Here is a 25,942-nt window from a genome sequence, read left to right as displayed (position 1 = left end):
CCATGACCTCAAGTTCTAAAGTTTCCATCTATGCAGCCCTTGCGGCAAATATCGGCATAGCCATTATTAAATTTATTGCTGCCGCTTTTACCGGAAGTTCTTCCATGCTTTCTGAAGGCATACATAGCGCAGTTGACTCTGGCAATCAAATTTTGTTGTTGATCGGAATCAAAAGAAGCAAAAAACCGGCAGATGAAAACCATCCGTTTGGGCATGGACAAGAAATTTACTTTTGGTCTTTGATAGTAGCGGTCTTAATTTTTGGCTTAGGTGGCGGGATGTCTGTTTATGAAGGGATATTACACATTAAAAACCCAGAAGAATTAACAGATCCTTTTTGGAATTATATTGTTTTGGCCACAGCCTTTGCATTTGAAGGCACCTCATTTGTTATTGCCGTTAAAGGCTTTTTAAAATTAGAAGGAAATGGTAAATTTTTTAAAAAATTGAGGGGGAGTAAAGATCCATCTTTGTTTATTGTGATTTTTGAAGATGGTGCGGCTTTACTAGGCTTATTGATAGCAGCCATTGGCGTATTCTTAAGTCATTACTTAAACAACCCGATTATTGATGGGGCAGCCTCTATTTCTATTGGCGTTTTATTGGCCATTGTTGCCGTTTTGTTGGTAGTTGAAAGTAGAAATTTATTGATTGGTGAAAGTGCCAATAAAGAGCAGATACAAATAATAACACGCATAGTTAAGGCAAATAAAAATGTGCACAAATTACTTTCGCCCTTAACCATGCAATTAAGCCCTAACGAAGTTCTGTTAGCTTTAGATATAGAGTTTAAAGATCATTTGCGAGGGACAGAATTGGCAGAAATTATTTGCAGCTTAGAAAAAGAAATTAAAACACAGATACCCATGATCAAACAAATTTTTATTGAGGCTAAAGTGTTTAAAGCTTAAGATTTAACGTCTAAATATTTATAAATGAAATACTTTTAAGAAATAAAAAAGAAATTTAACGAGGTTTAAAATTTCACATCTAAAAACCCCAAATCTAAATTACCTTTCCATGCTCTTTTAATTTTTTTTTGACTTTATGGAGTTAGAAAAATCTATTACCTGTTTTATTTTTCCCTATTACACATAATTCATTATATTTAACCCCAAAAGATAATTCCATCGATTATATGAATAAAACATATATTTTTCTCTTACTGCTGTTCGCTACCTTAATCAGTTCATGCAGTTCTTATAAAAATATCCCTTATTTCCAAGATCTTAACCACAATAAAGCTACCGAAGAACAAGTTTCTAACTACTCGCCACTAACCATACAGCCCGGAGATATTTTAGGTGTTAATGTAAACAGCAGAAATCCAGAATCTTCAGCTATATTTAATTATAATCTAAACCGGGTAAACGGGAACAATTTCGATTACTCATCTGAAAACCCCGTAACGGGTTATTTGGTTAATGAAAAAGGAGAGATTGAACTGCCCTTAATTGGGATATTAAAAGTTTCTGACCTTACTACTTTACAGGTAAGAGAAAAATTGAGGCCGCTTTTACTCAATTATTATAAGGATGCTACCGTAAATGTAAGGCTAATAAACTTCAAAATTTATGTTTACGGAGACGTACAAAATCCAAACGTTTTTACGTTGAGGAACGAAAGAGCCACCGTAACCCAAGCACTTGCCATGGCTGGCGATCTTAATATAACGGCAAAAAGAAAAAATGTGATTTTAGTTAGGGAAATTGATGGCGTTAGAAAATACATACCTATTGATTTAACATCAAAAAAAATATTCGAATCTCCTTATTATTATCTTAAAAACAACGACGAGATATATGTAGAACCTAGCCGCACCAAATATGCCCCGGTAGATATAGGTTATCGCACCCTAACCCTAGTATTATCGGCATTATCTATTGTTGCTATCACATTAACAACTTTTAAGTTGTAAATATAATTTATGGCCAAGCAAAGACCTCAAATAACAACGCTTATTATTCCTGAAGAAAATAAAAAACCTTTCAGTATAAAGAGCATCCTTGTTAAATACCTTTACCATTGGCCTTTATTTGTTTTGATATTATTGCTTGCCTTATCGGCAGCTGTAGTTTACATACATTTTGCCAAGCCTTCTTACCAGATAACCGCCACCTTAATCATTAATGAGAACAAGAAATCACCCGATCAACAATCGGCACTTAGCCAGATAGATCTACTAAGCTCTTCTAAGCAGATTGAGAATGAGATGGAGATCATCAAATCTAACAGGCTGATCAGCCAAGTTATAAAAGAGCTACAATTGGCAACGGTTTTTCGCAAAAAGGAAGGATTGATTTTTAGCAATCTATATAAATCGTCTCCGGTAAGATTAATCCAGTTTAACCCGGTATTGCCAAATCAAAGAAAAAACGCCAATTCTGATAAAAAGCAGGTTGTTTACATTGTTATAAAAGATAAAAAGAGTTTTTTCTTAAAAGCGCCAGACAACCAGCTAAAAGAATGTAATTTTAATACCTTGTTAAGCAATACGTGGGGTACTTGGAGGCTAGAGCCCACAAATTTGTTGTCAGAATATAAAGGCGCAACCATACAGATAACATTTTTAGATAGCGAAAAATTGGCTTTAGACTACCAAAAAGCCATAGATGTTTCCTTAACCAACAAATTATCAACCTCGGTTTCTTTAACCTTAGATGATGAAATTGCACAGCGGGGAAAGGATATTTTAAACACCCTCATTTCTGATTATAAAGACTACGGCAAACAAGAGAACGAACTTAACGCAAAAGCAACCCTAGCTTTCTTAGACAATCGCTTAGATTCTTTAACCTCTGAACTTAATATTGTTGAATTAGATATTGAAGGATTTAAAAGTAGCCGTGGCCTTACCGATATTAGTACGGAAGCCAAAATAAATTTAGAGAATTTGCAGGATAACGATAGGCTCTTAAACAATGTAAAAGTAAAACTAAGCGTTATTAACGAAATTGAAAATTATGTGAACTCCCCGCTAACCACACGCCCACCAGCCACTTTAGAAATAAATGATCCTGCGCTAAATTCACTGATAGAAAGCTTATCGAGGTTGTTGTTGCAAAAATCCAGTTTATTGGCAGTATCGCCTGAAACCAACCCCGATTTTGAACCTCTGAACAGGCAGATTGCCACTACAAGGGCCGCAATCAGAGAAAACATAGCAAGCATAAAATCATCTTTGTTGAGTACACAAGAAAAATTGCAATCGTTTAATACGGCATTAGAGTCTTCAATAAAAAAAATCCCGACAGAAGAACGTCAGCTGGTAAGCATTAAAAGACAGCAAGCAGTAAAAGAAGGGTTATATACCTACTTATTGCAAAAAAGAGAAGAAATAGCTGCCAATTACGCTACCCTAGTATCAACGGTAAGGATAGTTGACCAAGCTTATATCAGTAAAGCAATGGCATCCAAAAAAGAAATTGCTTTGGCTTTGGCACTTATTTTAGGGTTTTCGTTACCCATTGGCATCATTTACTTAAGAAACAACCTTAATGAAAGCGTAATAAACGCAAGCGATATAGAGAATGTTTTAGAGATCCCAATTATTGGGGAGGTAGCGTTCCAAAAAAATAAGAGTTTGATCTCTTTTGAAACCACGGGCACCAGTACCATTAGAGAACAGCTAAGAACCCTTCGCACCAACCTGTACTATCTTTATGGCGATAAAACCAATGGGCGGGTTACTTTGGTAACATCAAGTTTACCCGAAGAAGGGAAAACTTTTATAAGTAGTAACTTAGGGATTACCTTAGCACAAGTTTCTAGAAAAACCATTATCCTAGAGATGAACTTACGGCAACCTAAGCTAGAAGAAACTTTTAAACTAAAAGATAGAGAACCCGGCATTACTGATTTTTTAAACGATAAGGCTAAACTAGAAGATATCATCCATCAAACAGAGCTTAACCCGAACTTGTACTTTATAGCAAGCGGTGCGATAGTGAACAACCCTGCCGAATTGTTAGAAAAGCCCCAATTAAAATATTTGATAGATGCCCTCAAAAATAATTTTGATGATATTATCATTAACAGCGCACCTGTACACCTTTTCCCTGATGCAACCATTCTTTCTAGGTTAACGGATATTACTTTATACATCATTAAACAAGGATTTACAGAAACCAAAGAATTAGAATTTTTAAGGGAGATAAACAACAAAAAACACCTCAATAATATTCAAATAGTGTTTAATGGTGTGCAAAGGACCAAATATGGATATGGTTATAATTACGGTAATAGCTATTCTAAATTAAAAGAAGGCAGAAACATCTTTAGCGATTTTTGGAAAAGATTTTAGCTAGATGCCTAAGATTGAAATCTGATGCAGACGGTTAATATCCTTTGTTTAATTGTAAATATTTCTCAGCTATATTCTTAATGGTGGGTCTTCATCCGATTTTTTAGCCTACAAATTTAAAGGATTATGAATATTGGCTTAATTACAAACCAAGAACCAAATTACGCTAATTTATTATAACAACCTTGTTATCAAAACCAACGTAAAAGCTAAACAATAAACAATAAAACAGTTGAGCACACAGAAAAAAGCAATAACTAATATGGGCGCATTGGTTATTGTGCAAATATTAAATTATTTATTGCCCATAGTTACTATTCCCATTATAGTCAGGATCATTGGTCCGTCTAATTTTGGATCGATAAATTACATCAGCTCCATTGTAGCCTATTTTGTGTTATTTATAGGTTATAGTTTTGAATTATCTGCTTCAAGGTCCATAGCTATGAATCTGGGCAATCAAGCTAAATTAAACCGCATCTTTAGCAAGGTATTATTTACCAAGATATTTTTATTTATCGTATCAACCATCATTTTTACAGGGTTGATATTTTATTCCGAGAATTTAAAAAACGATCTGCTATTATCCATCTATACTTATTTAGTTTGCGTTGCCTCTATTTTTGATTGCAATTATTTTTATACCGCTAAACAAGATCTTAAGCAAGTTGCATTGTTTAATCTAATCGCTAAAGTGGTATTAAACTTATCTTTCCTTTATTTCATAAGGCAAAAAAACGATTATATTTTACAGCCCCTTCTCATCAGCATTTCACAAATTGTGGTAGGGGTTGGTTCTTTTTATTGGGCAATAAGATTATACACCCTCAAAATTATATTCCCCGGCTTAAAAGCGATCTATCGTATGATCTGGGAAGATAAGATACTTTTCTTCCATTCTTTTGCACATACGGTTTATACCACCATCAACATTATATTTTTAGGCTATTTTAGCACATTGGCAGAGGTTGGGTTTTATACCGCCGGTTGGAAATTGATCATCCTTATCCAAGCCCTTTTGATCTCTCCATTGGGCGTGGTTTTATTCCCAATTATTGGCCAAGCATTTGGTAATAGCAAAGCAGATGGCATTGCCATAATTCAAAAGATGATCCCGATCATCATCTTTTCTACCTTAGCTATTGCATTTGGCATCCTAATTTTAGGAGGCTTTACGGTGCGCATTTTTTACGGGGATAAGTTTTTAGAAAGCATACTGATATTTAAGATTTTGGCTTTTATGCCCATGATGTTAGCATTAAACATGCTATTTGGCATACAAGCTATGGTTAATTTAAAAATGGATAAAAAATTCTTTTTGATTACTTTATCGGCAGCTTTGATCAATATAATATTAAATTTAGGCTTGATTAAATATTTAGGATCGCCAGGAGCAGCCATTTCTTGGTTTTTAACAGAAACCTATTGTGCGGTAGCCATGTTTACCATTTTAACAAAAAGTAACATCCATTTATTTAAATCAGAATATTTTACTTTTGAAGTACTTAGCGCTAACCTGCTAATGGTAAAAGACAAGATTAGGGATAAGCTAAAAAAAACAGATAAACAGCACAAGGAAAATAATTAGATGAAACGTATCACGCTCTATGTTATCTCATTCATCATTTTTATACTTGGAGACAATATACTGGAGATTGTTGGTTGGCACCACCGCGACTTTACATCTTTATTTATCTATAGAGTTTATCCCCTTTTTTATATCGTAATAGGCCTGCTTGTTTATTATTTTATCATAGGTAAAATAACAGTGGCCGATCTGTTATTTAGGATGAAAAACGAACTTACCTATCTATCTATTTGTTTCGGTATCGTAATATACGGGCAGCTCACAAAAAATTCTAACCCTATGTCGTGGTTTTTAGATTCGCTGGTAATACCGTGTATCATCTTGATTTTTTTGAGGATAACCGACAAAAAGATATTGAACGATTTTAAAAAGTGGATGTACTGCTTTTTTTTCCTTAACGCCGGTATAGCGGTAATAGAAAAAGTATCTAGCAGATTATTGTTCTTGAAAGAATCGCCATGGTATTTTGATTATTTTAGGTCAACCGCCCTGTTTGGGCATCCGTTAAACAACGCATTGATCATGTCTGTTTTAACCATTATTCTTTTTTTGGCAACAAAAGAAACCTATTTAAAAATGGGCGTATTACTTGCCGGTATGCTATCTATCTTTTGTTTTGGGGCAAGGGGTGCTTTATTGGGCGTGTTTGGGGCAATTCTGTTAAATATCATATTAAACGCATTGGGGTTTACCAAAGAACCGAGCAGAAATATCAAGAGCGGTTTAATGTACCTGGCTTCTTTTGCATTGATACTGATAGTAGTAATAAGTTTCACAAGCTTAGGTGATCGTATTGCAGGGTTGGCCCATGTAGATGAAAGTGCCGAAGCAAGAGTTGGATCCCTTAATATTTTGCAATATGTAGATTTACACGATTTATTTTGGACCGGTATTAGTTTGAGTAAAATTGATATGCTGCAGTATCTATCAGGGGTAGAAATTATCGAGAATTTTTATATCGAGTGGTTATTGAATTTTGGTTTGGCCGTTACCGTTATACTCATAGTGAGTTTAATCAGGTTTCTTTACTGTATGATGCACAACATTGGGGCAGATATTAAGCTCCCTATCCTATTTACCCTTATTGCAGTTTCTTCCTCAAACAATTCTTTAGCAACCAGTACTTATGTGATTACCATATTGGTGATGGCTTATTATGTATTTTTGGATTTTAAGGTTTTAGAGGTTAAGAAAGTACCAACAGATAATATTTTATATGAAAGTTTGCCATATTAGTTTTTCTTTTTTGATAGGTGGTATAGAGAATATGCTGGTTGATATCTTGGAAGAACAATCAAAACATATCGATACTACATTGATAGTCATCAATGATCATTACGACAAAAAGATCTTAAATAGAATTTCAAATAAGGTAAAGATCATCTTGATCAATAGGCCAGAAGGCAGTAAAAACCCTTATTATCTAAGTAAGCTCTGGCTAACGCTATATCGTATAAATCCTTCGGTAATACATTGCCATACGCCCAATATTATCGATATTCTCTTTCCTTTTAAATCGAGATGTATTTATACGGCACATACAACAGGCGTAGCTACAGAAAATCTTCATAATTACAAAAAACTGTTCTCTATATCTAAAGCAGTTGAGCATGATTTAATGGATAGAGGAGGATTAACTTCTGAAATGATCTATAACGGGATAGATTTCACTCTTTTTAAAACCAAAAAAAATTACAAGGTTAAACCTGATGAACAATTTAAGCTTGTACAAATAAGCCGCCTTCTGCATGAACAAAAGGGACAAGATATATTACTGGAAGCTATGTTTACCATAGTGCATAAGCTTGGCATTAAAAACATCCATTTAGATATTATTGGCGATGGCCCATCTGAAAGTTATCTTAAAAACCTCTGCGAAGAGCTAAAACTTCAAGATCAGGTCTCGTTTTTAGGCCCTAAAGACCGTTCATGGATCTATGAATCTTTGATAAATTACCACGCTTTGGTGCAACCCTCTAGGTTTGAAGGTTTCGGCATAACTGTAATTGAAGCCATTGCCACAGGCATACCAGTAATTTCATCTAATATTGAAGGGCCGTTAGAGGTGCTGCAAAATGTAGATTCTGCTTATATTTTTGATATAAATAATGTGAATGATTTAGTTTCTGATATTAGGCAAGTTGTTTCTGATTATCAGGATAATGAAATAGAAAAAAAATGTTTACAGGGTTTAAAGGTTACAGAAGGTAAGTTTAAGGTAAAAGATACCGCCATTAATTATTTAAAAGCCTACAAACAGCTCATATAATGAAAAACAAGGTCAGAAATTATTTAGCGTGGTTGATCAGTTTAGCTTTTATCGTTTTAGGCTTTATCAAAAGATCTAGAAAGAAGGCCCAAAACGGCGAATACATTCTCTCAATTTACTTTCATAACCCTAGCAAAAAGCTTTTTGAATTTTGTGTAACCTGGTTGTTAAAAAACAATTTCAGCTTTTTAACGCAACAAGATTTATTGGCCATCTCAACAAATCAGAAAGAATTCCCAAAAGGCGGGGTGATCATTACCGTTGATGACGGGTGGCAAAGCAATGAAGAAAACATTGTGGCAATTGCTAATAAATATAAATTGCCCGTAACTATTTTTATAACTACAGAACCTGTTCAAAATGGTAATTATTGGTGGCCTTATGTAGATTTTGCCGAGAAAAACAATATCGGGGATTTTACTGTTCAGCACCTTAAAACAGTGCCTAACAAAACCCGAGAATTGGCACTAAAAAAAATCAAAGAATCAGTTTCTTTACCAAGGGAAGCCATGACCATCGAACAGGTAAAATCAATCTCCAAATCAGAATTTTTGACCATTGGCGGGCATACCCTTACCCATCCAATACTGCCCAATTGTGATGATGAGCAATCTTTTGAAGAATTAAAGGCCTCTAAAATTATTATTGAAGAATGGATCGGGCATAGCATAAATAGTTTTGCTTACCCCAATGGAGATTATGGTACAAGGGAAATAGAATACCTAAAAAAACTAGATTATAAAATAGCTTATACTACAAAACCGTTACCGTTAACAAAAGAGGCATTATCGCAAATTTATGAGCTTCCTAGGTTTGGGGTATTTGAAAACGTATCTAACTTAGAGGCAATTTGTAGAATGGTTGGTGTATGGCAAAGGTTTTTTAAATCTTAATTTTACCAATATTTTAAACAAATCCTAATTTCTTATTTTAGTATGGTTTTGCAAGCAGTTAAATCTACAGATGCAGGGTAAAACACGTTTCCGGTAACGCTAAACCCTGTTAAATTAAGTGTGTTTACCTTTTTTAAATCAGATTTAACCTCAAGCCCAACATCGCCAAACCTTGCGTTGCCAATAATTTTTGTATTAGAAAGATCTAAATCATCTATACTTAAATTAGTTGGATCAACCCTTATTACAGCACTATAACCAGTTGCCATGCCCGCTCTAGAAAGAGTGTTGCCCATCAGTTTTAGCGAATTTAGTACCGTACCTGTGGTTGTTGAATAAACAGAAATAGCATAGCTAGAAAAATTGTCCATTTGGTTGTTGCTAACCGAAGATGAATCTGACGATACAAAACTCAACTCTAAAGCATTATAAGCATTTTCTAGCTTATTGTTCTGTAGCTCAAAGTTTGCGCTCTCGTACATTTTGGCCGCAAAACCATCTATCGCCCCTGTGGCGCTCCTTCTAAATAGGTTATTAGTAACTGATATTTTATCAGAATACTCGGCAGTAAAACCATCATACTTGGTTTTAGGCGCAACTAAATTCTCACAATTATTTTCGGTGATTGTTGCGTTACTAACCTTACTTAGGTAAATAAACCTGTTGGTGTTTTTGATCGTATTGCCAGAAACGGTAATGTACTTGGCGTTAATATCCGTATCAGACCATATACAGATGCCATCCTCTTGTCCGGTTTTTGATCCGCCGGTTATTAGGTTCCCGGTTACTTCTACGTTGTGCGCATTCCAAACCTGTATAAGTGAACTCCCATCGTTTCTACCATTGTAAATTTGATCGATGGTGTTGTTCATAATTTTGGCATCGGTAACAAAATCTAGGTTTGCTTCTACACCGGGGTTCTCACCTGCTATCAAATTTTGAAACTTAATACCATCTTTCCCACAGTTTTTAAGGGTGTTGCCACTCCAGGTTACAAAGTTGCTACCCTCGGTTTTTGTACCGGTATCCGAAGTATTTTCTATATCATTATCCGTAAAAGATAAATGGTCCCCACCGATCCCTAGCATACCTATACCGCCCTTTCTAACATCATTACCTTGGTTGCCTATGCCTATTACCTTTGATCTGCTTGCAATTGCGTTTGTACAATTTTGGAATACAATACCATGAAACATCCCATTAACAGAAGAACAGTTAACAAGTTCTATATTACTTGAGTTCAGGATATTAAATGATATTGATGGCGCATTGATTATATCGCAATTTTTTATGCTAATATTAGAAGATGCCAAAATCTGTATCCCCATTATATAATTGGTCCAGTTTTTACCGGCATTTAACAAATTATCCCTATTTCCATCTATCGTTAAACCATCGATAGATATATTGCTAAGACCTGTTAAAATAAACCCCGCACTCAAATTTTTCTTTCCCGATGGAAACGAAGGAACCATCTGTAAAATTGCACCATCGCTTTTAATGTTTATTGTGCCATTGGTTTTTGTGATCGGTTTGGATATATAATAAGTTCCTTCGGGGATCAGAATTTCATTTTCTTGGTTTACATCGCTTTGCAAAAGGGAGGTAATATCAGAACCCGCTTTATATGGGCTGTTTAATAACATTGATTGACTAATAGCGGCAGTTGATAATATCTTTTTATCAATAATAACCTCTTCCTTTTTGCATCCTAAAAAAGATGTACACAGAGTTAATAGAAGCACAGAAAAAGTCATCTTTTGTTGTTTTCTTTCAAAAATACTATTTAACATGATCACAGATATGATTTTTTCTAAAACAAACAAAATGTTGTTTTAAGGTTATTTTTAACGATGACTTATTTGAGGCGATGCTTGTTCTACGTAGAAAATTGGGGCAAGGTTACCTTAAATTTCCCCAATAAATATGATCAGTTTGAAGGTTGATTTTTTCTTTGCTCTTTTTTTTATTAAAAAGCAGAAATACTTTAGAGCCTCTTTTAGGGTTGCTTAGATTATTGTTTACCTCACAAATCAACTAATATGAATAAAAAGAAACATTACAACAGCTAAAACGTAAAATTTGCCAATTAACAAAAAATACTTGCTTTTAAAATTTGGTCTTAGCAGCACAAAATCCAATATTGAAAAAAATATTATCTTAGAACGAGGTTTTACAAGCAAAATGGATATTCTAAAAAGCGGATTTTAAAGCGTAAGTAATTGCTTATTTGAACGATACACTTTATCATAAAATTAAAAAAGCTGATACAACCAATAAATTAATGGATTCTCAAAAACCAAAAGTCTTGTTCATAACCAATATGTTCCCTTACCCAAAATCAATAAATTTTGGGGTATTTGTTAAAGAACAAATAGATTGCTTGGTTGATAATTTTGGCATAATTGCTAAAACTTACTTCATAAACGCACAAGAAGAAGGAAATTTAGTGTATTTAAAATCTGTTTTTAAGATTTTTCGTATTTTGAAAAAAGACGAAGAAATAGATATTATACATATCCATTATGGCTTATCGGCATTGTTTCTTCTGTTTTTTAGGCCCAAGAAAAAGATATTCGTTACTTTCCACGGGTCTGATATATTAAAAAAACAAGGGCGTTACATCCAAGTCATCATCTCTAAATATATAGCAAAAAAAGTAGATAAGGTTTTTATCTTAAATGATGAGATGGAAGAAATCATGAAAAAATTAAACGTTAATTATGAGGTTTTACCATGCGGGGTAAATGCAGATTTCTTCGATATTGACCCAGGTATCCAAAAAAAAGAAGAAAATTTGCGTTTGGTTTTGTTTACCGGCGATCCAGAAAGGAGTGTGAAAAATTACCCCCTCTTTAAAGAAGTTATACAAATATTAAAAGCAAAAAGCCAGTTCAACATCAATTTCAATTGCATCCATAACATGAGCAGGGCTGAAGTTAGAGCAGTCTTAAACCAATCGGATTGCCTATTGATGACTTCTATAAGCGAGGGGTCTCCTCAGGTAATTAAAGAAGCATTAGCCTGTAATTTGCCTGTGGTATCTGTGCCGGTTGGCGATGTTGGCATTGTGATACAAGATATACCTAACTGTTTTATCAGCGATAGTTATGATGCAAACCAACTTGCAGCCTTAACCATCAAGGCTTTAGAGAACAGAGGTGCCCCTATCAGAGAAACTTTTTTAAAAAAAGGGCGGTATGAAAATAAAGCGGTATGTAAAAGAATATTTGAGAATTATTTAACAACCTAATATCCATTGATTTGAAGACAAATAAATTGAGACCATTGCTATTGATAAGCCTAAAAAATCATCGGTTTAACGGGCAGGGCCATCAATTATCGCTTCAAAAACTTAGTTTTACCAAACAACCTTAACCATTATATGTGCGGAATAGCAGGATCCATCAACGTAGCTCTTAATATAGATGTGCTTAATTACATCAAACATCGTGGCCCAGACTCTCAGGGTTTAATCGAAAAACAAGTTGGCGATAACAAGGTATATTTAGGACACACCAGGCTATCCATCCTTGATCTTACGGAAGCAGGTAGCCAACCCATGATCACAGATTGCGGAAACTATGCGATTGTTTTCAACGGTGAGATATACAACCATCTCGAACTTAGAAAAAAACTTGCTAATATTTCGTTCAGAGGCCATTCTGATACCGAAACCATACTTTACTATATCAGAGAGTTTGGGATAAAAAGTGTTGATGATTTTAACGGTATTTTTGCATTCGCTTTCCTCGATATAAAAAATGAGCAGTTTTATTTAGTGAGAGACCATTTTGGCGTAAAACCTGTTTATTACAATTTCAATGGTAAAACGATGGTTTTTTCATCAGAACTGAAAGTTTTATTGAAATCTGGGGTAAAAAAGGAAATTGATCTGTCATCGTTAGATTCAATCTTAACATTAAGATACAACCCCTCGCCCACCACAATTTTCAAAGACATCTACAAGTTAAGCGCAGCTTCTTACATAAAGTATGATTTAAAAAATCATCAGCACAAAATAGAGAATTATAGAAACGATTCTTATGCTGTTAATAACAATATCTCGCTTGATGAAGCAGTAGAAGAATATTCAAAGTTGTTTGAGAATGCGGTAAAAAGACAGCTTTTGGCCGATGTACCCGTTGGTTTGTTTTTAAGCGGCGGCCTCGATTCGGCTTTTATCGGTAAGGTAATGAGCCAAAATCTCGGTTATCCAATTAAAACATTTACTGTTGGCTTTACCGGAAAAGGGAATTTTAACGAACTGGAAGATGCACAGACAACGGCAACTTTGTTGGGCTCCGATCATACTGCCGATTTTTTGGGCCAAGACCAGTACTTGGATTATTTTAGACAATCTTTTTACCATACCGAAGAACCCATTGCAGAGCCAACCATTCCGGCACTTTATCATCTTTCAAAAATGGCTTCAAAATCTGTAAAAGTGGTTTTAAGCGGCCAAGGAGCCGATGAGCCGATGGCAGGTTACAAACGTTATTATGGGGAGGCGATAATGTCTAAATATGCAGGTATTTTAAATTTGATGCCCTATAAAATCCTTAAACAGTTTTTTAAAGCCAATGAAACTTTTCAGCGAGGTGTTTATTCTGCCCAGTTTAAAAAAGAGGAAGATCGCTTTATGGCAATTTATACCCTGTTTTCTGACGAGCTAAAATCTAAGATCTATAAAAACGATCTGCTTTCTACCATCGCCATTAGAAAAGATAAATTTTTTAGCAAGTTTTATGAAGAAGTGCGTGGCAAATCCGACTCGTTAAACAGGCTTTTATATATTGATACAAAAACGATGTTGCCAGATAATTTGCTTTTATTTAACGATAAAACAACCATGGCGCATTCTATCGAGAACAGAGTGCCTTTTTTGGATAAGGATTTGGTGGCCTTTGTAGAAACCCTGCCTTCAGAATTTAAGTTGAACGGTAAAATACATAAATACGTAGAAAGAAAGGCGGCCGAAAATTTCTTACCGAGCGAAGTGATGAACAGGAAGAAAAGAGCCTTTGAAACCCCGGTGGGCGATTGGTTTAAGACCAGTTTGTATGATGAGCTGGTTTCGCTGGTCAGCCAAAAAAGCAGCCTTTCAGATCAGTATTTTAATAAAGATGCTTTAATGAATATGATCAATACCCACAAACAAGGCAAAAGAGATTATAGGAAACAGATTTACACCATTTATTCATTAGAGTTGTGGTACCAGAATTTTTATTTAAAGTTTTAGTATTCAATCAAAAATGGGAAAAGATAAGAGAAAAAAGATCATACTAATTTGTTCTGACGGAGGCCATTTAGCCCAAACCTTACATTTAAAAGAGATGTTCTTAAAGTACAACTACCTATTGGTTACAGAAAAAACGCCAGCCACAGCACCTCTGAAAGAAAATTACCACACTTTTTTTCTCGCAGCTAGATCTAAGGGGCAAGGCCGTGGGATTTCCTTTTATTTGGTGGCACTTTACAACGCATTTTTATCTTTTAAGATACTTTTAACCCATTTTCCAAAAGCCGTTATCTCAACCGGAAGCCATACGGCAATACCAATGTGCTTTTTAGCAAAGGTGTTGGGCATTAAAGTGGTCTTTATTTTATCGTATGCAAGGGTTACATCAAGGGCTAAATCTGCCGATCTAATGTATAAAATTGCAGATAAATTTATTGTACAATGGCCCGATGAAAAGCTTAATTATAGTAAAGGCATTTATTTAGGAGGGATATATTGATGATTCTTGTTTTATTAGGAACCTTTGTTACCGAGTTTAAAAGACCTTTGCTAGCGCTAGATAGCCTTTGCAAAAAAGGAATAATTACCGAAGAAGTAATTGTACAAAACGGCCACACGGCTATAGAAACCGATCATTTGGTTTTAAAACCATTTATTTCACCAAAAGAACTTGACGAACTGCACAAAAATGCCCGGCTTATCATTACCCATGCAGGTACAGGCTCTTTGATAAAAGCTGTTGGGTTCCAAAAAAAAATAATTGGCGTAGCTCGATTACTCAAATTTGGCGAACATGTGGATGATCATCAAATAGAAATTTTAGAGAAATTTGTTGAGTTGGGCTACATTATGCCATGGCGTGAAGAGGATGAGCTGGAAAATATCTTAAATATGATCAAAGATTTTAACCCGATCCCGTTTGTTTCTAACAAACCTGTTATCATGAATTATCTAAGCGAATATATTGATAGTTTATAAACCGTGGGATCAATTGTTTAAGAACTAAAAAATGGGCAACAATTAAAAAAGTATGGATTGATGATGTATAAGTTTAGAGGTAACTTCATATTTAAAGCTATGTGGTAATACCTTAAAAAATTGGATTAACTTTGAACTAATAATAGAGAATTGATTACAACAATTTGAGCAAATTTATAGGCTAAATGAATGATAGTACCAATTTTATGGTAACGTATTATAAAACAGATTATTAAAAACAATAAATAATAAAACGCTCATACCGTTAAATGATATGAATAGTAGATTCGATAATTTTTTCAGGATATTTTTTGCATTCACAGACTTGGGTTTTCTTTGTTTGTTGCATTTGATCTTGCTTTTAAATTATAATTTTGATACCAACTCCGCAAATATTAGCCATGTAGTCTATTTTATAATGACTATTATTTTTTGGCTTATCAGCTCTTACTTTACAGAAGTTTACATTAACGATAGGATCTTAAACTTTAAAAAATTTGCCCGTAGAACCATTAGGGCCTTTTTTATTTTTGTTATATTCTTGCTTATTTACCTTTATTTTTCGAGGTTTAGGTTTAATAGAGAATACCTGTATATCAGTTTCGCAATATTTGCATTTTATCTGATCATCAGTAGGTTAATCTTTTTAAAGATAGCGACCTACATCGGCAAGAAAAAAAGAGCATTAAACAAAGTAATTATACTGGGCAACAATACCTTTGCCTATGATCTAGTTGTAAAACTTAGAAAAACAAATAAAACAATAGATATTTTAGGCTGCTTTGCCGAGCAAAAAAGAGAAGAAATCAATAAGCTTGATTTTGAATATTTGGGGAAGGTAGAAGATTGCATCAAATATGCCATTTCTAACCATGTTACAGAAATTTACTCAACGTTATCGCCAGAGATCTACTCAGAGATATATGAAATTGCCCAATCTGCAGAAAACCTTTGTATGCGTTTTAGGTTTGTGCCAGATTTTAGGGAATTTGTGAACAAGAGCGTTTACTTTGATCATGTGGGCGAGATACCGGTTTTATCTTTAAGATCAGAACCGTTAGAAGATTTTGCGGTACAAGCAAAAAAAAGGCTTTTCGATATTGTTTTTAGCATTTTAGTTACCATATTCTTATTGAGTTGGCTAGTGCCTATAATTGCCATATTGATCAAGCTAGATTCTAAAGGCCCGGTGTTCTTTTTGCAAGAGCGATCAGGCAAAAACAACCAACCCTTTAAATGTATCAAGTTTAGAAGTTTGAAGATCAATAAAGAATCAGATACCAAACAAGTTACCAAAGGCGATAATAGGATAACAAAATTGGGCAAATTCTTAAGAAAATCTTCTATTGATGAGCTGCCACAATTCTTCAATGTTTTAAAAGGAGATATGTCTGTTGTTGGCCCCAGGCCGCACATGCTAAAGCATACCGAAGAGTACTCTAACATCATCATGAAATATATGATACGCCACTACCAAAAACCCGGCGTTACCGGTTACGCCCAAGTGAACGGTTTTAGGGGAGAAATAAAACAGGAAGAACAATTGATCAAAAGAATTGAGTACGATGTTTGGTATATAGAAAACTGGAGCATCTGGCTCGACTTAAATATTATCATCAAAACCATAGTGGTAACCATTAAAGGCGATGAAAACGCTTTTTAATTAGATTAGCCAATACTTAAAATCCACACATTTAACTTTTACTCCAATGTTATATCCATTAAAATTCAAAACAATATTTAAAGATAAAATTTGGGGCGGTCAAAAAATCAAGACCATCTTAAATAAAGACTTTTCCCCATTACCAAATTGTGGAGAAACCTGGGAGATCTCTGGTGTAAAATCTGATGTATCTGTTGTTGCGAACGGCATTTTAGCAGGCGTTTCTTTAGCCGATCTGTTATCAAAAGAAAAAGGAAAACTTATCGGGAAAAAAAATTACGAACGTTTTGGGAACGAGTTTCCACTCCTTATCAAGTTTATTGATGCTAATGACGATTTATCCATTCAAGTACACCCAGATGATGAATTGGCAGAAAAACGCCATCGCTCTAAAGGAAAAACAGAAATGTGGTATGTGATACAAGCCGATAAAAATGCTGCCCTTATTTCTGGCTTTAACCAAGAAATAGATAAAAAAGAATACCTTAAAAAGTTTAATGCCGGAGAAATTAACGACATTTTAAATAAAGAGCAAGTTGCCGCTGGCGATGTTTTCTTTTTGCCTGCCGGCCGTGTGCACACCATTGGTAAAGGATTATTGATTGCAGAAATACAACAAACTTCTGATGTTACCTATCGTATTTATGATTTTGATCGTGTTGATGATAAAGGCAACAAAAGAGAACTTCATGTAGAAGAAGCTTTGGATGCTATTGACTTTACCTATCATGATGAATATAAAACCAAATATCAGGCAACCAAAAACCAACCCATAGAACTGGTAGATTGCCCTTATTTCACAACCAACGTCTTAGATTATACCAAAGAAGTGGTAAAAGATTACAATAACCTTGATAGTTTTGTTATACATATTTGTGTAGAAGGAAATTATATTTTAAAATATGGGGTAGAAGAAATCCCGGTGCAAACGGGTGATTGTATTTTAATACCTGCAACCATAGATCAAGTTCTATTAAAAACAAATAGCGGTTTTAAGATCTTAGAGAGCTATATTAAATAGGCTTAAAGCTATATCTGATTTAATGATCTGCTTTAATATTTTATTTTGAGTTCTGATCTTATTTAAACATAAAACCAAAAGTATGCACCAAGAAAAACATTTTACGGCATCAGAAATAGTTAGGGATGTAATTATTGGGATGTCTGATGGCTTAACCGTACCGTTTGCATTAACGGCTGGTTTAAGCGGCGTGGTGCATGCAAATAGCTTTGTGATTACGGCTGGTATAGCAGAAATTGTTGCAGGCTCTATCGCTATGGGTTTGGGTGGGTTTTTATCGGCAAAAACTGAAATAGAACATTATCAAACAGAATTACAGAGAGAATATGCCGAGGTAGAAAGAATCCCTGAACAAGAAAAAGATGAGGTAAAAGAAGTTTTTGCCAATTATGGTTTATCAGAAAAATTACAAAACGATATTGCAGAACAGTTGAGTTTAGACAAAGACCAATGGGTAGATTTTATGATGCGATTTGAATTGGGCATGGAAAAACCCGACCCAAAAAGAGCGAAACAAAGTGCTTTTAATATTGGCATATCCTACGTTCTTGGAGGTTTTATCCCGCTTTTAGCTTATTTTTTTACCAATACCCCAGAAGAAGGTTTAAGAATATCGGCCATTATTACCATCATTGCGCTATTTGCTTTTGGTTATTTTAAAACTAAGCTAACCGGGCAAAAACCACTTGAAGGGGCTTTTAAAACAGTTTTAATAGGCGCTTTAGCTGCTGGTGCGGCTTTTGGTATCGCAAAGTTAATCTCTTAGCCCAAAAAACCTTCAACTGCTCCACTTTGCACTAATTGGATTGTTTTTTGTAAAGCTTCCCGATATGTTAACCTATGTAGATCTTATTCTGGCGACGATCATTTTCTTAGCCGTTTACCACGGCTTTAGAAGGGGCTTTATTTTAGGCGCCTTAGAATTGCTTGCCTTAGTATGCAGTATTTTAACAGCCTTTCTCTCTTATTTGTACATCGCCACTTTTTTAGATGATCATTATCAAATTGAAGAAAGATGGCTTTTTCCGCTTTCTTTTTTTATTGCCATCCTAATTGCCCGCTTAATTATTGGGGCAATTATCTACAAGTTGATCAAAAACATCTCTAAGAAAACCCACCAGAGTTCTCTAAACAAAACCTTGGGGATAATTCCTGGTTTGATCAGGGGCTTATTTTACGCAGCTTTATTGGCCTTGATATTTTTATTTCTCCCTTTATGGCCAAATTTAATATCAAATACCCGAAACAGCTTTTTAGCTAATTTTTTAAGCCAAGAGTTAGAGAACATCGATAACCATATCTCACCGGATATTAGCGATAGGGTAAAAAAATCTATCAGTAAATTAACAATAGAGCCAGAATCTGATAAGACGGTTTTCTTACATTTCACAGTTGAAAACGCCAAAGTGAACGAGAATTATGAAAACCACCTGTTTGTTTTGGTAAACCAAGAGAGAAAAAAGGCAGGAATCCCTTTATTAGAAAGAGATACGGCCTTAAGGGCAGTTGCAAGGGCGCATTCTGCCGATATGTTTAAAAAGGGATATTTCTCCCATATCAATTTAGAGAACAAATCTCCTTTTGATCGTATCAGCGCACATCATATACCATACCTAACCGCGGGCGAGAATTTGGCCCTTGCCCAAACCGTAGAAATTGCGCATACCGGTTTAATGAACTCACCGGGGCATAGGGCAAACATCCTCAATCCAAAATTTAGGAAAATTGGCATCGGGATTTTAGACGGCGGTATAAACGGCCTAATGATAACCCAAAATTTTACCAACTAAAATTCTGTTAGCTTATTTATAATTTATCACTACTTTAGAAAAATGAATACCATTTTATCTATTGACGGTGGCGGCATTAAGGGAATTATTCCCGGAATGGTTCTGGTAGAAATGGAGCGAAGGCTGAAAGAAAGAACAGGAAACCCAGAAGCCTATATTGCAGAGTATTTTGATTTTTTTGCCGGCACAAGTACTGGTGGTATCTTAACCTGCCTTTTGCTTTGCCCTTCAACAAGCGACCCTAAAAAACCCAGGTTTTCTGCAAAAGAAGCACTAGATCTATATATTGATAACGGCACTAAAATTTTCTCTAGCAAAGGCATTAAAAGGTTTTTTGCCAATATTGGTTGGACAACCGAAAAATACGATGCAAAAATTCTTGAAAAGATCTTGTTAGATTATTTTGATGATGTAAAGCTAAGCCAACTTATTAAACCTTGCATCATTACCGCTTACAATATAGAGTTAAGAAAGGCACATTTTTTTAGACAAAAAGTTGCGCAGAACAGAGGCGATAGTCGTGATTTTTTTGTGAGGGATGTTTGCAGGGCAACTTCTGCTGCACCAACTTATTTTAGCGTAGCAGAAATCCACTCTTTGGCCGGCGTAAGGTATCCTTTATTAGACGGCGGTATTTTTGCCACCAACCCCTCATTGAGCGCTTTTGTAGAAATAAAAAAAGACCCAGAAGAACTCATCCCAAAAGATGTTTATATTTTATCTCTAGGAACCGGCGCATCAAAAAAAGCTTATGATAGTGATGAGATAAAAGACACAAAGGCACTTTTTGTTGTTCCCGCTTTATTAGATATGATGATGAGCGGCGCAACCGAAACTAGCCATTTTTACATGAAAAAGATTTTTAGTTTTTTAGGGATTGCCGATCATTACCTAAGACTAGAACCCGCTAACCTGCAAAGCGTAGAAGAAAACCTAGACGCAGCATCACCAAAAAACATCAGTAAATTAATTGCCTTGGCAGATAGGATGATCAGCCAGCAATCTAGGGTTATTGATTTGGTTATAGATAACTTGATAAAGCTTAAAACCGAAGAACCTCATTGAACCCCGATATTTACGGTAATTTTTTAAAAGCTTATCAAGCTGGTAATCAAGATCTAGAAGTTTTGCTGCATAACAATTATACCACTGCAGAAGATTTCCCGGTAAGTGTTTTTTTTAGGGAAGATGAAGATCTGAATGATATTGAGGTTTTTGCGCTTAATCTTTGCGATGGCAAAATTTTGGATATTGGTGCCGGCGCAGGTGTGCACAGCTTAATCTTACAAAGAAATAATTTAGATGTTACCGCTCTAGAAATTTCTGAAGGGGCTTGCGAGGTAATGAAAAAACGTGGTTTAAGAAAAATTATCAATGCAAACGTAATGGATTACCGAGCCGAAAAATACGATACCCTTTTGATGATGATGAACGGGATCGGCTTTTGCGGTTATGTAGATGAGCTGAGAAAATTCTTGATCCATGCTAAAAATATCCTCAAACCATCGGGGCAAATTCTTTTTGATTCTTCTGATGTTTCTTATTTATATGAAGATGAAGCCCCAGAGCCAGATAGCTATTATGGTGAGATCGACTATCAATATGAGTTTAACGGAGAAAAAGGAGATTGGTTTAGCTGGCTTTACGCCGATGAAAACTTAGTGGCAGGTTTAGCAAAAGAAACAGGTTATCAGCTGCAAATTATGTTTAGGGATGATGATAACGCCTATTTAGGCAAATTAACCTTGGTTTAGCTTTTCGCTAAAAATTCCCCATACCATTTTCCAGAGTTTTTAACCGTTCTTTTTTGAGTCTCAAAATTTATATGTACCAATCCAAAACGAGGATGGTAACCTTCTGCCCATTCAAAATTATCGGTCAAAGTCCAAACAAAATAACCATCAATTTTTAAGCCTTCTTTTTTTGCCCTTAAAACTTGTTTTAAATTATCTTGGATGTATTTGGTACGCATTTCATCATTAATCTCTCCGTTTATGATCTTATCTGCAAAAGCAGCACCGTTCTCAGTGATCAATAATTTTTTAATTTGAGGATACTTGTTAAATTGCTTGATCATGTGATAAATAGCTTCTGGATAAACTTCCCATTTCATCTCCGTTAATTGCACTTTTCTGTTTTCTGCCTTTACCAATGATGCTTTGATATAAGGAATTAACCAAGAATTTTTGATGATCTCACGAGTGTAATTTTGTATCCCGATAAAATCAAAATCAAAGACCAAGTTTTTTTCATCTTCTGGTTTACTAATTTTTTTAATGCCTTTTAAAACTGGCAACTCTTTTTCGGGGTAACCCAAACCCAACAAAGGTTCAATAAACAAACGGTTTAATAGCGCATCTACCCTTTCAACGGCTTTTTTATCTCTTTTTAATTTTCGGTAAGGTGCTAAGTAAGAACAAGAAAAGGTAGTGCCAATATTTGCTTTAGGAATTATCTTACGCAAAACCCTTGCCCCTGCAGCAATAGCTAAAGCTGCATGATGGATCGCTGGAAGAAAATTTTTCATTCCCCTCTTTCCCGGGGCATGCAAGCCTAAAAAATAACCCGCTCCGGTAAAAACAACGGGCTCGTTCATTACCATCCAATTTTTTACCTTGCTACCGAAATTATTTGCACAAACTGCAACAAATTCTTCAAACCAAGCAATTACCTCTCTATTTGTCCAACCTCCTTTTTGTTCTAATGCGGCAGGTAAATCCCAATGGTAAATGGTAAGCCAAGGTTCTATCCCTAAGCCCAAACAATAATCTATTACATCATGATAATAAGCAATTCCGGCTTGGTTTATTTCTCCTATCCCATTGGGTAAAATTCTTGCCCAGGCAATAGAAAACCTAAAATTTGGGATATTTAGTTTTTTAATCAGATCAATATCCTCTTTATATCTGTGATAAAAATCACTAGAGATATTGGCGTTTTGGTTTCCTTTAATCCTACCCTTTGTGTTGGTAAAAGTATCCCAAATAGATAATCCTTTACCGTCTTCTTTATATGCGCCTTCAATTTGATAGGCCGCAGCAGAAACCCCCCATTTAAACCGAGGGCCAAAGTGGTCTTTAGTGAAATTATTATTGGGCAAAAAAGTATCGGTCATTTAAAAGCAAGCGATTATAGAAGCTTGCAAAATACACGGAATTTAATGGTTATCAAACCTTAATGAGAGAATAAAGCTTTCATCTGGTTTAAGAACAAAACCTCTTTAATTTGATTGATAGATTTTGAGATGAATTGTAATAGTTTCATTTTCATTTCGTTTTTTGTAAATATAAAAAGCTAAGATGAAGAGAATGTTGAGTTTATGATAAGTTTAGGTTAATTAACTTTTGGATTTCTATTTGTAATTCTGGCAATCTAAATTGAATAGTATCATATAAAATTTGATTAATAACACCAAAATATTCATGAATAATGAAATTTCTAAAATCTTCTAGTATTCTCCATTCTAATTGTGAATGATTGATTTTGAAATTTTCAGAAATTCTTGATGCCGCTTCTCCTATTATTTCAAAATTTCTTTCAACAGCATCTTTGGTCTTAGAATCAGATTCATATTCTTAGAAACTTAATTCTTTTGTATAATCAAAAATCCTTAATTATTGCTAAATTAATATCTTCTAACAATAATTGTATTTCTCTATTAGACATGGATCAAGTTTTTTTCTATTGATGGTAAATATTTTTCTTTCACGCCACCTCTAGAAACCAAATCTATCTTATGATTAAATAAATCCTCAAATTCGTGGGCAAGTTTAATATATTCAAACCCATCTATCTTTTTATTAAAATCAACAAAAATATCTATATCACTTTCTTTGGTATAAGTGCCATTTGCAAAAGAATCAAATAATCCTAATTCAGAAATTTGATATTTCTTTTGAAGATAGACTTTACTGTCTTTTAATAATCGGATAATTTCCTGTGTATTCTAAAGCATAGCCAGTTAATTTTATTATCATCAAAAATAATAATTACTTATTTAAACCGATATACAAAATACGGTTTCGAAAACGTGTCCCTTTTTTACTTTTTGTATGGCTTCTTTTTGTTTAATGTCTTTAATTTCTCCTTCGTTATCGGCGCAGCCCAACCAAGGTTCAATACAAACAAAAGGAGCATCTGCTTTGCTCCAAATCCCTAAATAATCAAAATGTGGGAATTCTACCTTAACAGTTTTGGTGCTAAATTTACTTTTGAGGGTAACTGCCTTAGATTTTAAATTCTTAAAAACCAAAGCATCATGCTCAAATAAGGGTTTTGTTAGTTTAAGCTCTTGTTTAACCGTAGGTATTTTTAAGGTTTTGCCATCAAACAACCCGTTTTTAGACAGTTGATGTGTAATTAAATCGTCATCGTATTGAAACTCTATACTATAATCCTCAAATTTTTCTCCTTTAACCAAAGGCACATTAAAGCCGGGATGCGCACCAACGGAGAAATAAATGGTTTTATCATCCATATTGATCACTTTATATAACACTTCTAATGTGCGGCCTTTTAAATAATAAATAACTTGGAACTCAAATTTATAAGGATAGATTTTTAGCAACTCATCATCATACCTTATCTCAAATATGGCCTGTTGTGGCGCTGCTTCAATTTTCCTAAAAACGGTTGTTCTGGCAAAACCATGCCTGTTTAGATGATGCTTTTCTCCATCAACCCATAAGGTATCGTCTTTTAAACCGCCAACTATTGGGAACAAATTTGGTGCGTGGTAGCCCCAGATATCTGGGTTGCCCTGCCAAATATACTCGGTATGATCGTTTTTATCTATTAAAGAAACTAGTTCTGCACCTTTAGAACTTAGGGTAACTTTTAATTCTTCGTTTTCTAAAACAATCATGCTATTTATATTTTTTTAAATTTATCAGCTAACATTTTCAGCATATCCTCATTCGCAGGCCTGTTGTCTTTTTTAGGTTTATGATGAGGTTTTGGAGATTCATTAACCGGTTTTGGAGGGTTAAGTTTCGCATCGTTATCAACCTTTTTTATTTCCACAGGCTTTTCTGCCGGTTTTTTCTCTTGTGCTTCTGCTCGCCTTGCTTCGTTCTTTTTCTCGCGATGTTGTTTCCAATATTTCTCTAGCCTGTTTTTGGTATATAAAGGGAAATCGCCGTTCATCATCCAAGAATAATAACTGGGCTCAATTTCAAAAACTTCAAAAAGTGTTTTTCCTTTGTGCTTCCCAAAGTTGAAACAAGGTTCATCATTATCGTTAAAAACCATTCGTCCGGCAAAATCTACTGGTTTATTAAGGTTTGTAAATTGATGTAAAGCATCAACATCATTAATAACGGGTTGCGAAACATTGCCTTTTTTATCCTCGTAAGAGATGCCTTCATATTTAGCTAACTGTGAAAGCAATACTTCGTAAGTGGCCCTAATATCTGCTTCGGCAGAGTGTGCGTTTATGATTTCTTTACCACAATAAAACTTGTAGGCGGCTTTTAAGGTTCGCTGCTCCATTTGATGGAAGATGTTTTGTACATCTATAAACTTCTTGTTATCGATATCAAAATTTATACCTGCCCTTAAAAACTCTTCCATTAGGATAGGGATGTCGAATTTATTCGAGTTGTAGCCCGCTAGATCGGCATCGTCCAAAAAGGCAATGATTTCTTGTGCAACGTCTTTAAATGTTGGTGCGTCTTTAACGTCATCATCATAAATACCATGTACCAAAGATGATTCTAGCGGAATGGGGATGCTAGGTTTAATTTTCATGGTCTTTACTTCTTCGGTTCCGTTGGGCATAGCTTTAAGAATGGATATTTCTACTATACGATCTGATGCTATGTTGACCCCTGTTGTTTCTAAATCGAAAAATGCTAATGGGCGTTTAAGGTTAAGTTTCATTTAATTTTTTGAGTATTAGATGTGATTTTTTAGGTTTGAGACGTGAAAATTGAGCTATGCGAGTTTCTGTTGATTGATAAATAAATGATTAAAGTTTTACAGGTTCAATTTAGCTAAAAATAATTATTCCTAACAAAATTCCTATTACCATAATGGCATAAAGCAATATTTCATTCCCGGCAAATTGTTTGTATTTGCTCCAAAACGAATAATCTTTTTTCTGTTTGCCCATTAAAATAGCTTTGATAGGTTAAGAAGATGAAGGTCGGGAATTTTTATTTGGGATAAAAGCTACCAAAGAAAAGATCTTAAATT

The 25,942-nt window shown here is 34.7% G+C and carries 23 protein-coding genes and 1 pseudogene; 17 read left to right on the top strand and 7 right to left on the bottom strand.

The window, feature by feature from the left end:
* Window positions 1–2: 2 nt before the first annotated feature.
* The 7 genes from I5M32_RS01685 (at window position 3) to I5M32_RS01655 (ending at window position 9,053) form a co-directional block, all read left to right on the top strand.
* Window positions 3–911: a cation diffusion facilitator family transporter gene (locus I5M32_RS01685; RefSeq protein WP_200584409.1), complete on the top strand. Its 909-nt coding sequence runs from the start codon at window positions 3–5 to the stop codon at window positions 909–911.
* 227 nt (window positions 912–1,138) lie between these two features.
* Complete coding sequence (locus tag I5M32_RS01680; RefSeq protein WP_200584407.1) at window positions 1,139–1,918, top strand: polysaccharide biosynthesis/export family protein; 780 nt, start codon at window positions 1,139–1,141, stop codon at window positions 1,916–1,918.
* A gap of 9 nt (window positions 1,919–1,927) precedes the next feature.
* Window positions 1,928–4,303 carry a GumC family protein gene (locus I5M32_RS01675; RefSeq protein WP_200584405.1) on the top strand — a complete coding sequence of 792 codons (2,376 nt, stop codon included), beginning with the start codon at window positions 1,928–1,930 and terminating at the stop codon, window positions 4,301–4,303.
* A 232-nt stretch (window positions 4,304–4,535) separates the two neighbouring features.
* Window positions 4,536–5,891, top strand: a complete 1,356-nt coding sequence (locus I5M32_RS01670) for an oligosaccharide flippase family protein (RefSeq protein ID WP_200584403.1) — start codon at window positions 4,536–4,538, stop codon at window positions 5,889–5,891.
* Window positions 5,892–7,127 carry a VpsF family polysaccharide biosynthesis protein gene (locus I5M32_RS01665; protein WP_200584401.1) on the top strand — a complete coding sequence of 412 codons (1,236 nt, stop codon included), beginning with the start codon at window positions 5,892–5,894 and terminating at the stop codon, window positions 7,125–7,127. It abuts the gene before it with no gap.
* On the top strand, window positions 7,108–8,160 hold the full coding sequence (locus tag I5M32_RS01660) for a glycosyltransferase (protein ID WP_200584400.1): 1,053 nt from the start codon (window positions 7,108–7,110) through the stop codon (window positions 8,158–8,160). Before I5M32_RS01665 ends, I5M32_RS01660 begins: the two co-directional genes overlap by 20 nt.
* Complete coding sequence (locus I5M32_RS01655) at window positions 8,160–9,053, top strand: polysaccharide deacetylase family protein (RefSeq protein ID WP_200584399.1); 894 nt, start codon at window positions 8,160–8,162, stop codon at window positions 9,051–9,053. The genes I5M32_RS01660 and I5M32_RS01655 overlap by 1 nt, the downstream gene beginning before the upstream one ends.
* Window positions 9,054–9,085: 32 nt before the next feature.
* On the opposite strand, the gene I5M32_RS01650 is transcribed toward I5M32_RS01655, so the two are convergent.
* The gene (locus I5M32_RS01650) at window positions 9,086–10,846 is read right to left on the bottom strand and encodes a right-handed parallel beta-helix repeat-containing protein (RefSeq protein WP_200584398.1); all 1,761 of its coding nucleotides are present in this window, start codon (window positions 10,844–10,846) and stop codon (window positions 9,086–9,088) included.
* A 491-nt stretch (window positions 10,847–11,337) separates the two neighbouring features.
* Here I5M32_RS01650 and I5M32_RS01645 point away from each other — a divergent pair, with 491 nt between their 5' ends.
* The 10 genes from I5M32_RS01645 (at window position 11,338) to I5M32_RS01600 (ending at window position 21,501) form a co-directional block, all read left to right on the top strand.
* Window positions 11,338–12,306 carry a glycosyltransferase family 4 protein gene (locus tag I5M32_RS01645; protein WP_200584397.1) on the top strand — a complete coding sequence of 323 codons (969 nt, stop codon included), beginning with the start codon at window positions 11,338–11,340 and terminating at the stop codon, window positions 12,304–12,306.
* A gap of 132 nt (window positions 12,307–12,438) precedes the next feature.
* Window positions 12,439–14,295 carry an asparagine synthase (glutamine-hydrolyzing) gene (gene asnB / locus I5M32_RS01640; RefSeq protein WP_200584396.1) on the top strand — a complete coding sequence of 619 codons (1,857 nt, stop codon included), beginning with the start codon at window positions 12,439–12,441 and terminating at the stop codon, window positions 14,293–14,295.
* A 13-nt stretch (window positions 14,296–14,308) separates the two neighbouring features.
* The gene (pssD, locus tag I5M32_RS01635) at window positions 14,309–14,794 is read left to right on the top strand and encodes a PssD/Cps14F family polysaccharide biosynthesis glycosyltransferase (protein ID WP_200584395.1); all 486 of its coding nucleotides are present in this window, start codon (window positions 14,309–14,311) and stop codon (window positions 14,792–14,794) included.
* Complete coding sequence (locus tag I5M32_RS01630; protein WP_200584394.1) at window positions 14,794–15,273, top strand: glycosyltransferase; 480 nt, start codon at window positions 14,794–14,796, stop codon at window positions 15,271–15,273. The genes pssD and I5M32_RS01630 overlap by 1 nt, the downstream gene beginning before the upstream one ends.
* Before the next feature lie 274 nt (window positions 15,274–15,547).
* Window positions 15,548–16,936 carry an undecaprenyl-phosphate glucose phosphotransferase gene (locus I5M32_RS01625; RefSeq protein WP_200584393.1) on the top strand — a complete coding sequence of 463 codons (1,389 nt, stop codon included), beginning with the start codon at window positions 15,548–15,550 and terminating at the stop codon, window positions 16,934–16,936.
* Window positions 16,937–16,982: 46 nt separating this feature from the next.
* Window positions 16,983–17,957 (top strand): type I phosphomannose isomerase catalytic subunit, encoded by a 975-nt coding sequence (locus I5M32_RS01620; RefSeq protein WP_200584392.1) that lies wholly within the window; start codon window positions 16,983–16,985, stop codon window positions 17,955–17,957.
* A gap of 82 nt (window positions 17,958–18,039) precedes the next feature.
* Window positions 18,040–18,723, top strand: a complete 684-nt coding sequence (locus I5M32_RS01615) for a VIT1/CCC1 transporter family protein (protein WP_200584391.1) — start codon at window positions 18,040–18,042, stop codon at window positions 18,721–18,723.
* A 64-nt stretch (window positions 18,724–18,787) separates the two neighbouring features.
* Complete coding sequence (locus tag I5M32_RS01610; RefSeq protein ID WP_200584390.1) at window positions 18,788–19,747, top strand: CvpA family protein; 960 nt, start codon at window positions 18,788–18,790, stop codon at window positions 19,745–19,747.
* A 42-nt stretch (window positions 19,748–19,789) separates the two neighbouring features.
* Window positions 19,790–20,812: a patatin-like phospholipase family protein gene (locus tag I5M32_RS01605; RefSeq protein ID WP_200584389.1), complete on the top strand. Its 1,023-nt coding sequence runs from the start codon at window positions 19,790–19,792 to the stop codon at window positions 20,810–20,812.
* Window positions 20,809–21,501 carry a class I SAM-dependent methyltransferase gene (locus I5M32_RS01600; RefSeq protein WP_200584388.1) on the top strand — a complete coding sequence of 231 codons (693 nt, stop codon included), beginning with the start codon at window positions 20,809–20,811 and terminating at the stop codon, window positions 21,499–21,501. Before I5M32_RS01605 ends, I5M32_RS01600 begins: the two co-directional genes overlap by 4 nt.
* Here I5M32_RS01600 and I5M32_RS01595 read toward each other — a convergent pair.
* From I5M32_RS01595 to I5M32_RS16810, 6 genes and pseudogenes are all read right to left on the bottom strand, one after another.
* Window positions 21,498–22,862 carry a GH1 family beta-glucosidase gene (locus I5M32_RS01595; protein ID WP_200584387.1) on the bottom strand — a complete coding sequence of 455 codons (1,365 nt, stop codon included), beginning with the start codon at window positions 22,860–22,862 and terminating at the stop codon, window positions 21,498–21,500. The two genes, I5M32_RS01600 and I5M32_RS01595, sit on opposite strands and share 4 nt — an antisense overlap.
* A 202-nt stretch (window positions 22,863–23,064) precedes the next feature.
* Window positions 23,065–23,310, bottom strand: a pseudogene (locus I5M32_RS16960) (HepT-like ribonuclease domain-containing protein); the annotation flags it as partial.
* 95 nt (window positions 23,311–23,405) lie between these two features.
* Window positions 23,406–23,678, bottom strand: coding sequence for a nucleotidyltransferase family protein (locus tag I5M32_RS16625; protein WP_317193087.1), 273 nt, complete (start codon window positions 23,676–23,678; stop codon window positions 23,406–23,408).
* A gap of 66 nt (window positions 23,679–23,744) precedes the next feature.
* Entirely contained in the window at window positions 23,745–24,611 is an 867-nt protein-coding gene (locus tag I5M32_RS01580) for an aldose 1-epimerase family protein (RefSeq protein ID WP_200584386.1), read from the bottom strand.
* Between the two features lie 5 nt (window positions 24,612–24,616).
* Window positions 24,617–25,627 carry a 3'-5' exonuclease gene (locus I5M32_RS01575; protein WP_200584385.1) on the bottom strand — a complete coding sequence of 337 codons (1,011 nt, stop codon included), beginning with the start codon at window positions 25,625–25,627 and terminating at the stop codon, window positions 24,617–24,619.
* A 109-nt stretch (window positions 25,628–25,736) separates the two neighbouring features.
* Window positions 25,737–25,859 carry a hypothetical protein gene (locus tag I5M32_RS16810; protein ID WP_262895577.1) on the bottom strand — a complete coding sequence of 41 codons (123 nt, stop codon included), beginning with the start codon at window positions 25,857–25,859 and terminating at the stop codon, window positions 25,737–25,739.
* Window positions 25,860–25,942 lie beyond the last annotated feature (83 nt).

The organism is Pedobacter segetis (genome assembly GCF_016623585.1).
GTDB classification, from domain to species: domain Bacteria; phylum Bacteroidota; class Bacteroidia; order Sphingobacteriales; family Sphingobacteriaceae; genus Pseudopedobacter; species Pseudopedobacter segetis.
Note: the sequence above shows the minus strand (reverse complement) of the source record. Positions and strands in the feature narration are given on the sequence as shown.

Excerpts from the sequence above, each read along its gene's own strand:
- I5M32_RS01650 (WP_200584398.1), bottom strand. The coding sequence starts at position 10,846 with ATGTTAAATAGTATTTTTGAAAGAAAACAACAAAAGATGACTTTTTCT.
- I5M32_RS16810 (WP_262895577.1), bottom strand. The coding sequence starts at position 25,859 with ATGGGCAAACAGAAAAAAGATTATTCGTTTTGGAGCAAATACAAACAA.
- I5M32_RS01660 (WP_200584400.1), top strand. The coding sequence starts at position 7,108 with ATGAAAGTTTGCCATATTAGTTTTTCTTTTTTGATAGGTGGTATAGAG.
- I5M32_RS01575 (WP_200584385.1), bottom strand. The coding sequence starts at position 25,627 with ATGAAACTTAACCTTAAACGCCCATTAGCATTTTTCGATTTAGAAACA.
- I5M32_RS01625 (WP_200584393.1), top strand. The coding sequence starts at position 15,548 with ATGAATAGTAGATTCGATAATTTTTTCAGGATATTTTTTGCATTCACA.
- I5M32_RS01675 (WP_200584405.1), top strand. The coding sequence starts at position 1,928 with ATGGCCAAGCAAAGACCTCAAATAACAACGCTTATTATTCCTGAAGAA.
- I5M32_RS01680 (WP_200584407.1), top strand. The coding sequence starts at position 1,139 with ATGAATAAAACATATATTTTTCTCTTACTGCTGTTCGCTACCTTAATC.
- I5M32_RS01685 (WP_200584409.1), top strand. The coding sequence starts at position 3 with ATGACCTCAAGTTCTAAAGTTTCCATCTATGCAGCCCTTGCGGCAAAT.
- I5M32_RS01655 (WP_200584399.1), top strand. The coding sequence starts at position 8,160 with ATGAAAAACAAGGTCAGAAATTATTTAGCGTGGTTGATCAGTTTAGCT.
- I5M32_RS01615 (WP_200584391.1), top strand. The coding sequence starts at position 18,040 with ATGCACCAAGAAAAACATTTTACGGCATCAGAAATAGTTAGGGATGTA.
- I5M32_RS01665 (WP_200584401.1), top strand. The coding sequence starts at position 5,892 with ATGAAACGTATCACGCTCTATGTTATCTCATTCATCATTTTTATACTT.
- I5M32_RS01620 (WP_200584392.1), top strand. The coding sequence starts at position 16,983 with ATGTTATATCCATTAAAATTCAAAACAATATTTAAAGATAAAATTTGG.
- I5M32_RS01645 (WP_200584397.1), top strand. The coding sequence starts at position 11,338 with ATGGATTCTCAAAAACCAAAAGTCTTGTTCATAACCAATATGTTCCCT.
- I5M32_RS01610 (WP_200584390.1), top strand. The coding sequence starts at position 18,788 with ATGTTAACCTATGTAGATCTTATTCTGGCGACGATCATTTTCTTAGCC.
- pssD (WP_200584395.1), top strand. The coding sequence starts at position 14,309 with ATGGGAAAAGATAAGAGAAAAAAGATCATACTAATTTGTTCTGACGGA.
- I5M32_RS01605 (WP_200584389.1), top strand. The coding sequence starts at position 19,790 with ATGAATACCATTTTATCTATTGACGGTGGCGGCATTAAGGGAATTATT.
- I5M32_RS01595 (WP_200584387.1), bottom strand. The coding sequence starts at position 22,862 with ATGACCGATACTTTTTTGCCCAATAATAATTTCACTAAAGACCACTTT.
- asnB (WP_200584396.1), top strand. The coding sequence starts at position 12,439 with ATGTGCGGAATAGCAGGATCCATCAACGTAGCTCTTAATATAGATGTG.
- I5M32_RS01580 (WP_200584386.1), bottom strand. The coding sequence starts at position 24,611 with ATGATTGTTTTAGAAAACGAAGAATTAAAAGTTACCCTAAGTTCTAAA.
- I5M32_RS01630 (WP_200584394.1), top strand. The coding sequence starts at position 14,794 with ATGATTCTTGTTTTATTAGGAACCTTTGTTACCGAGTTTAAAAGACCT.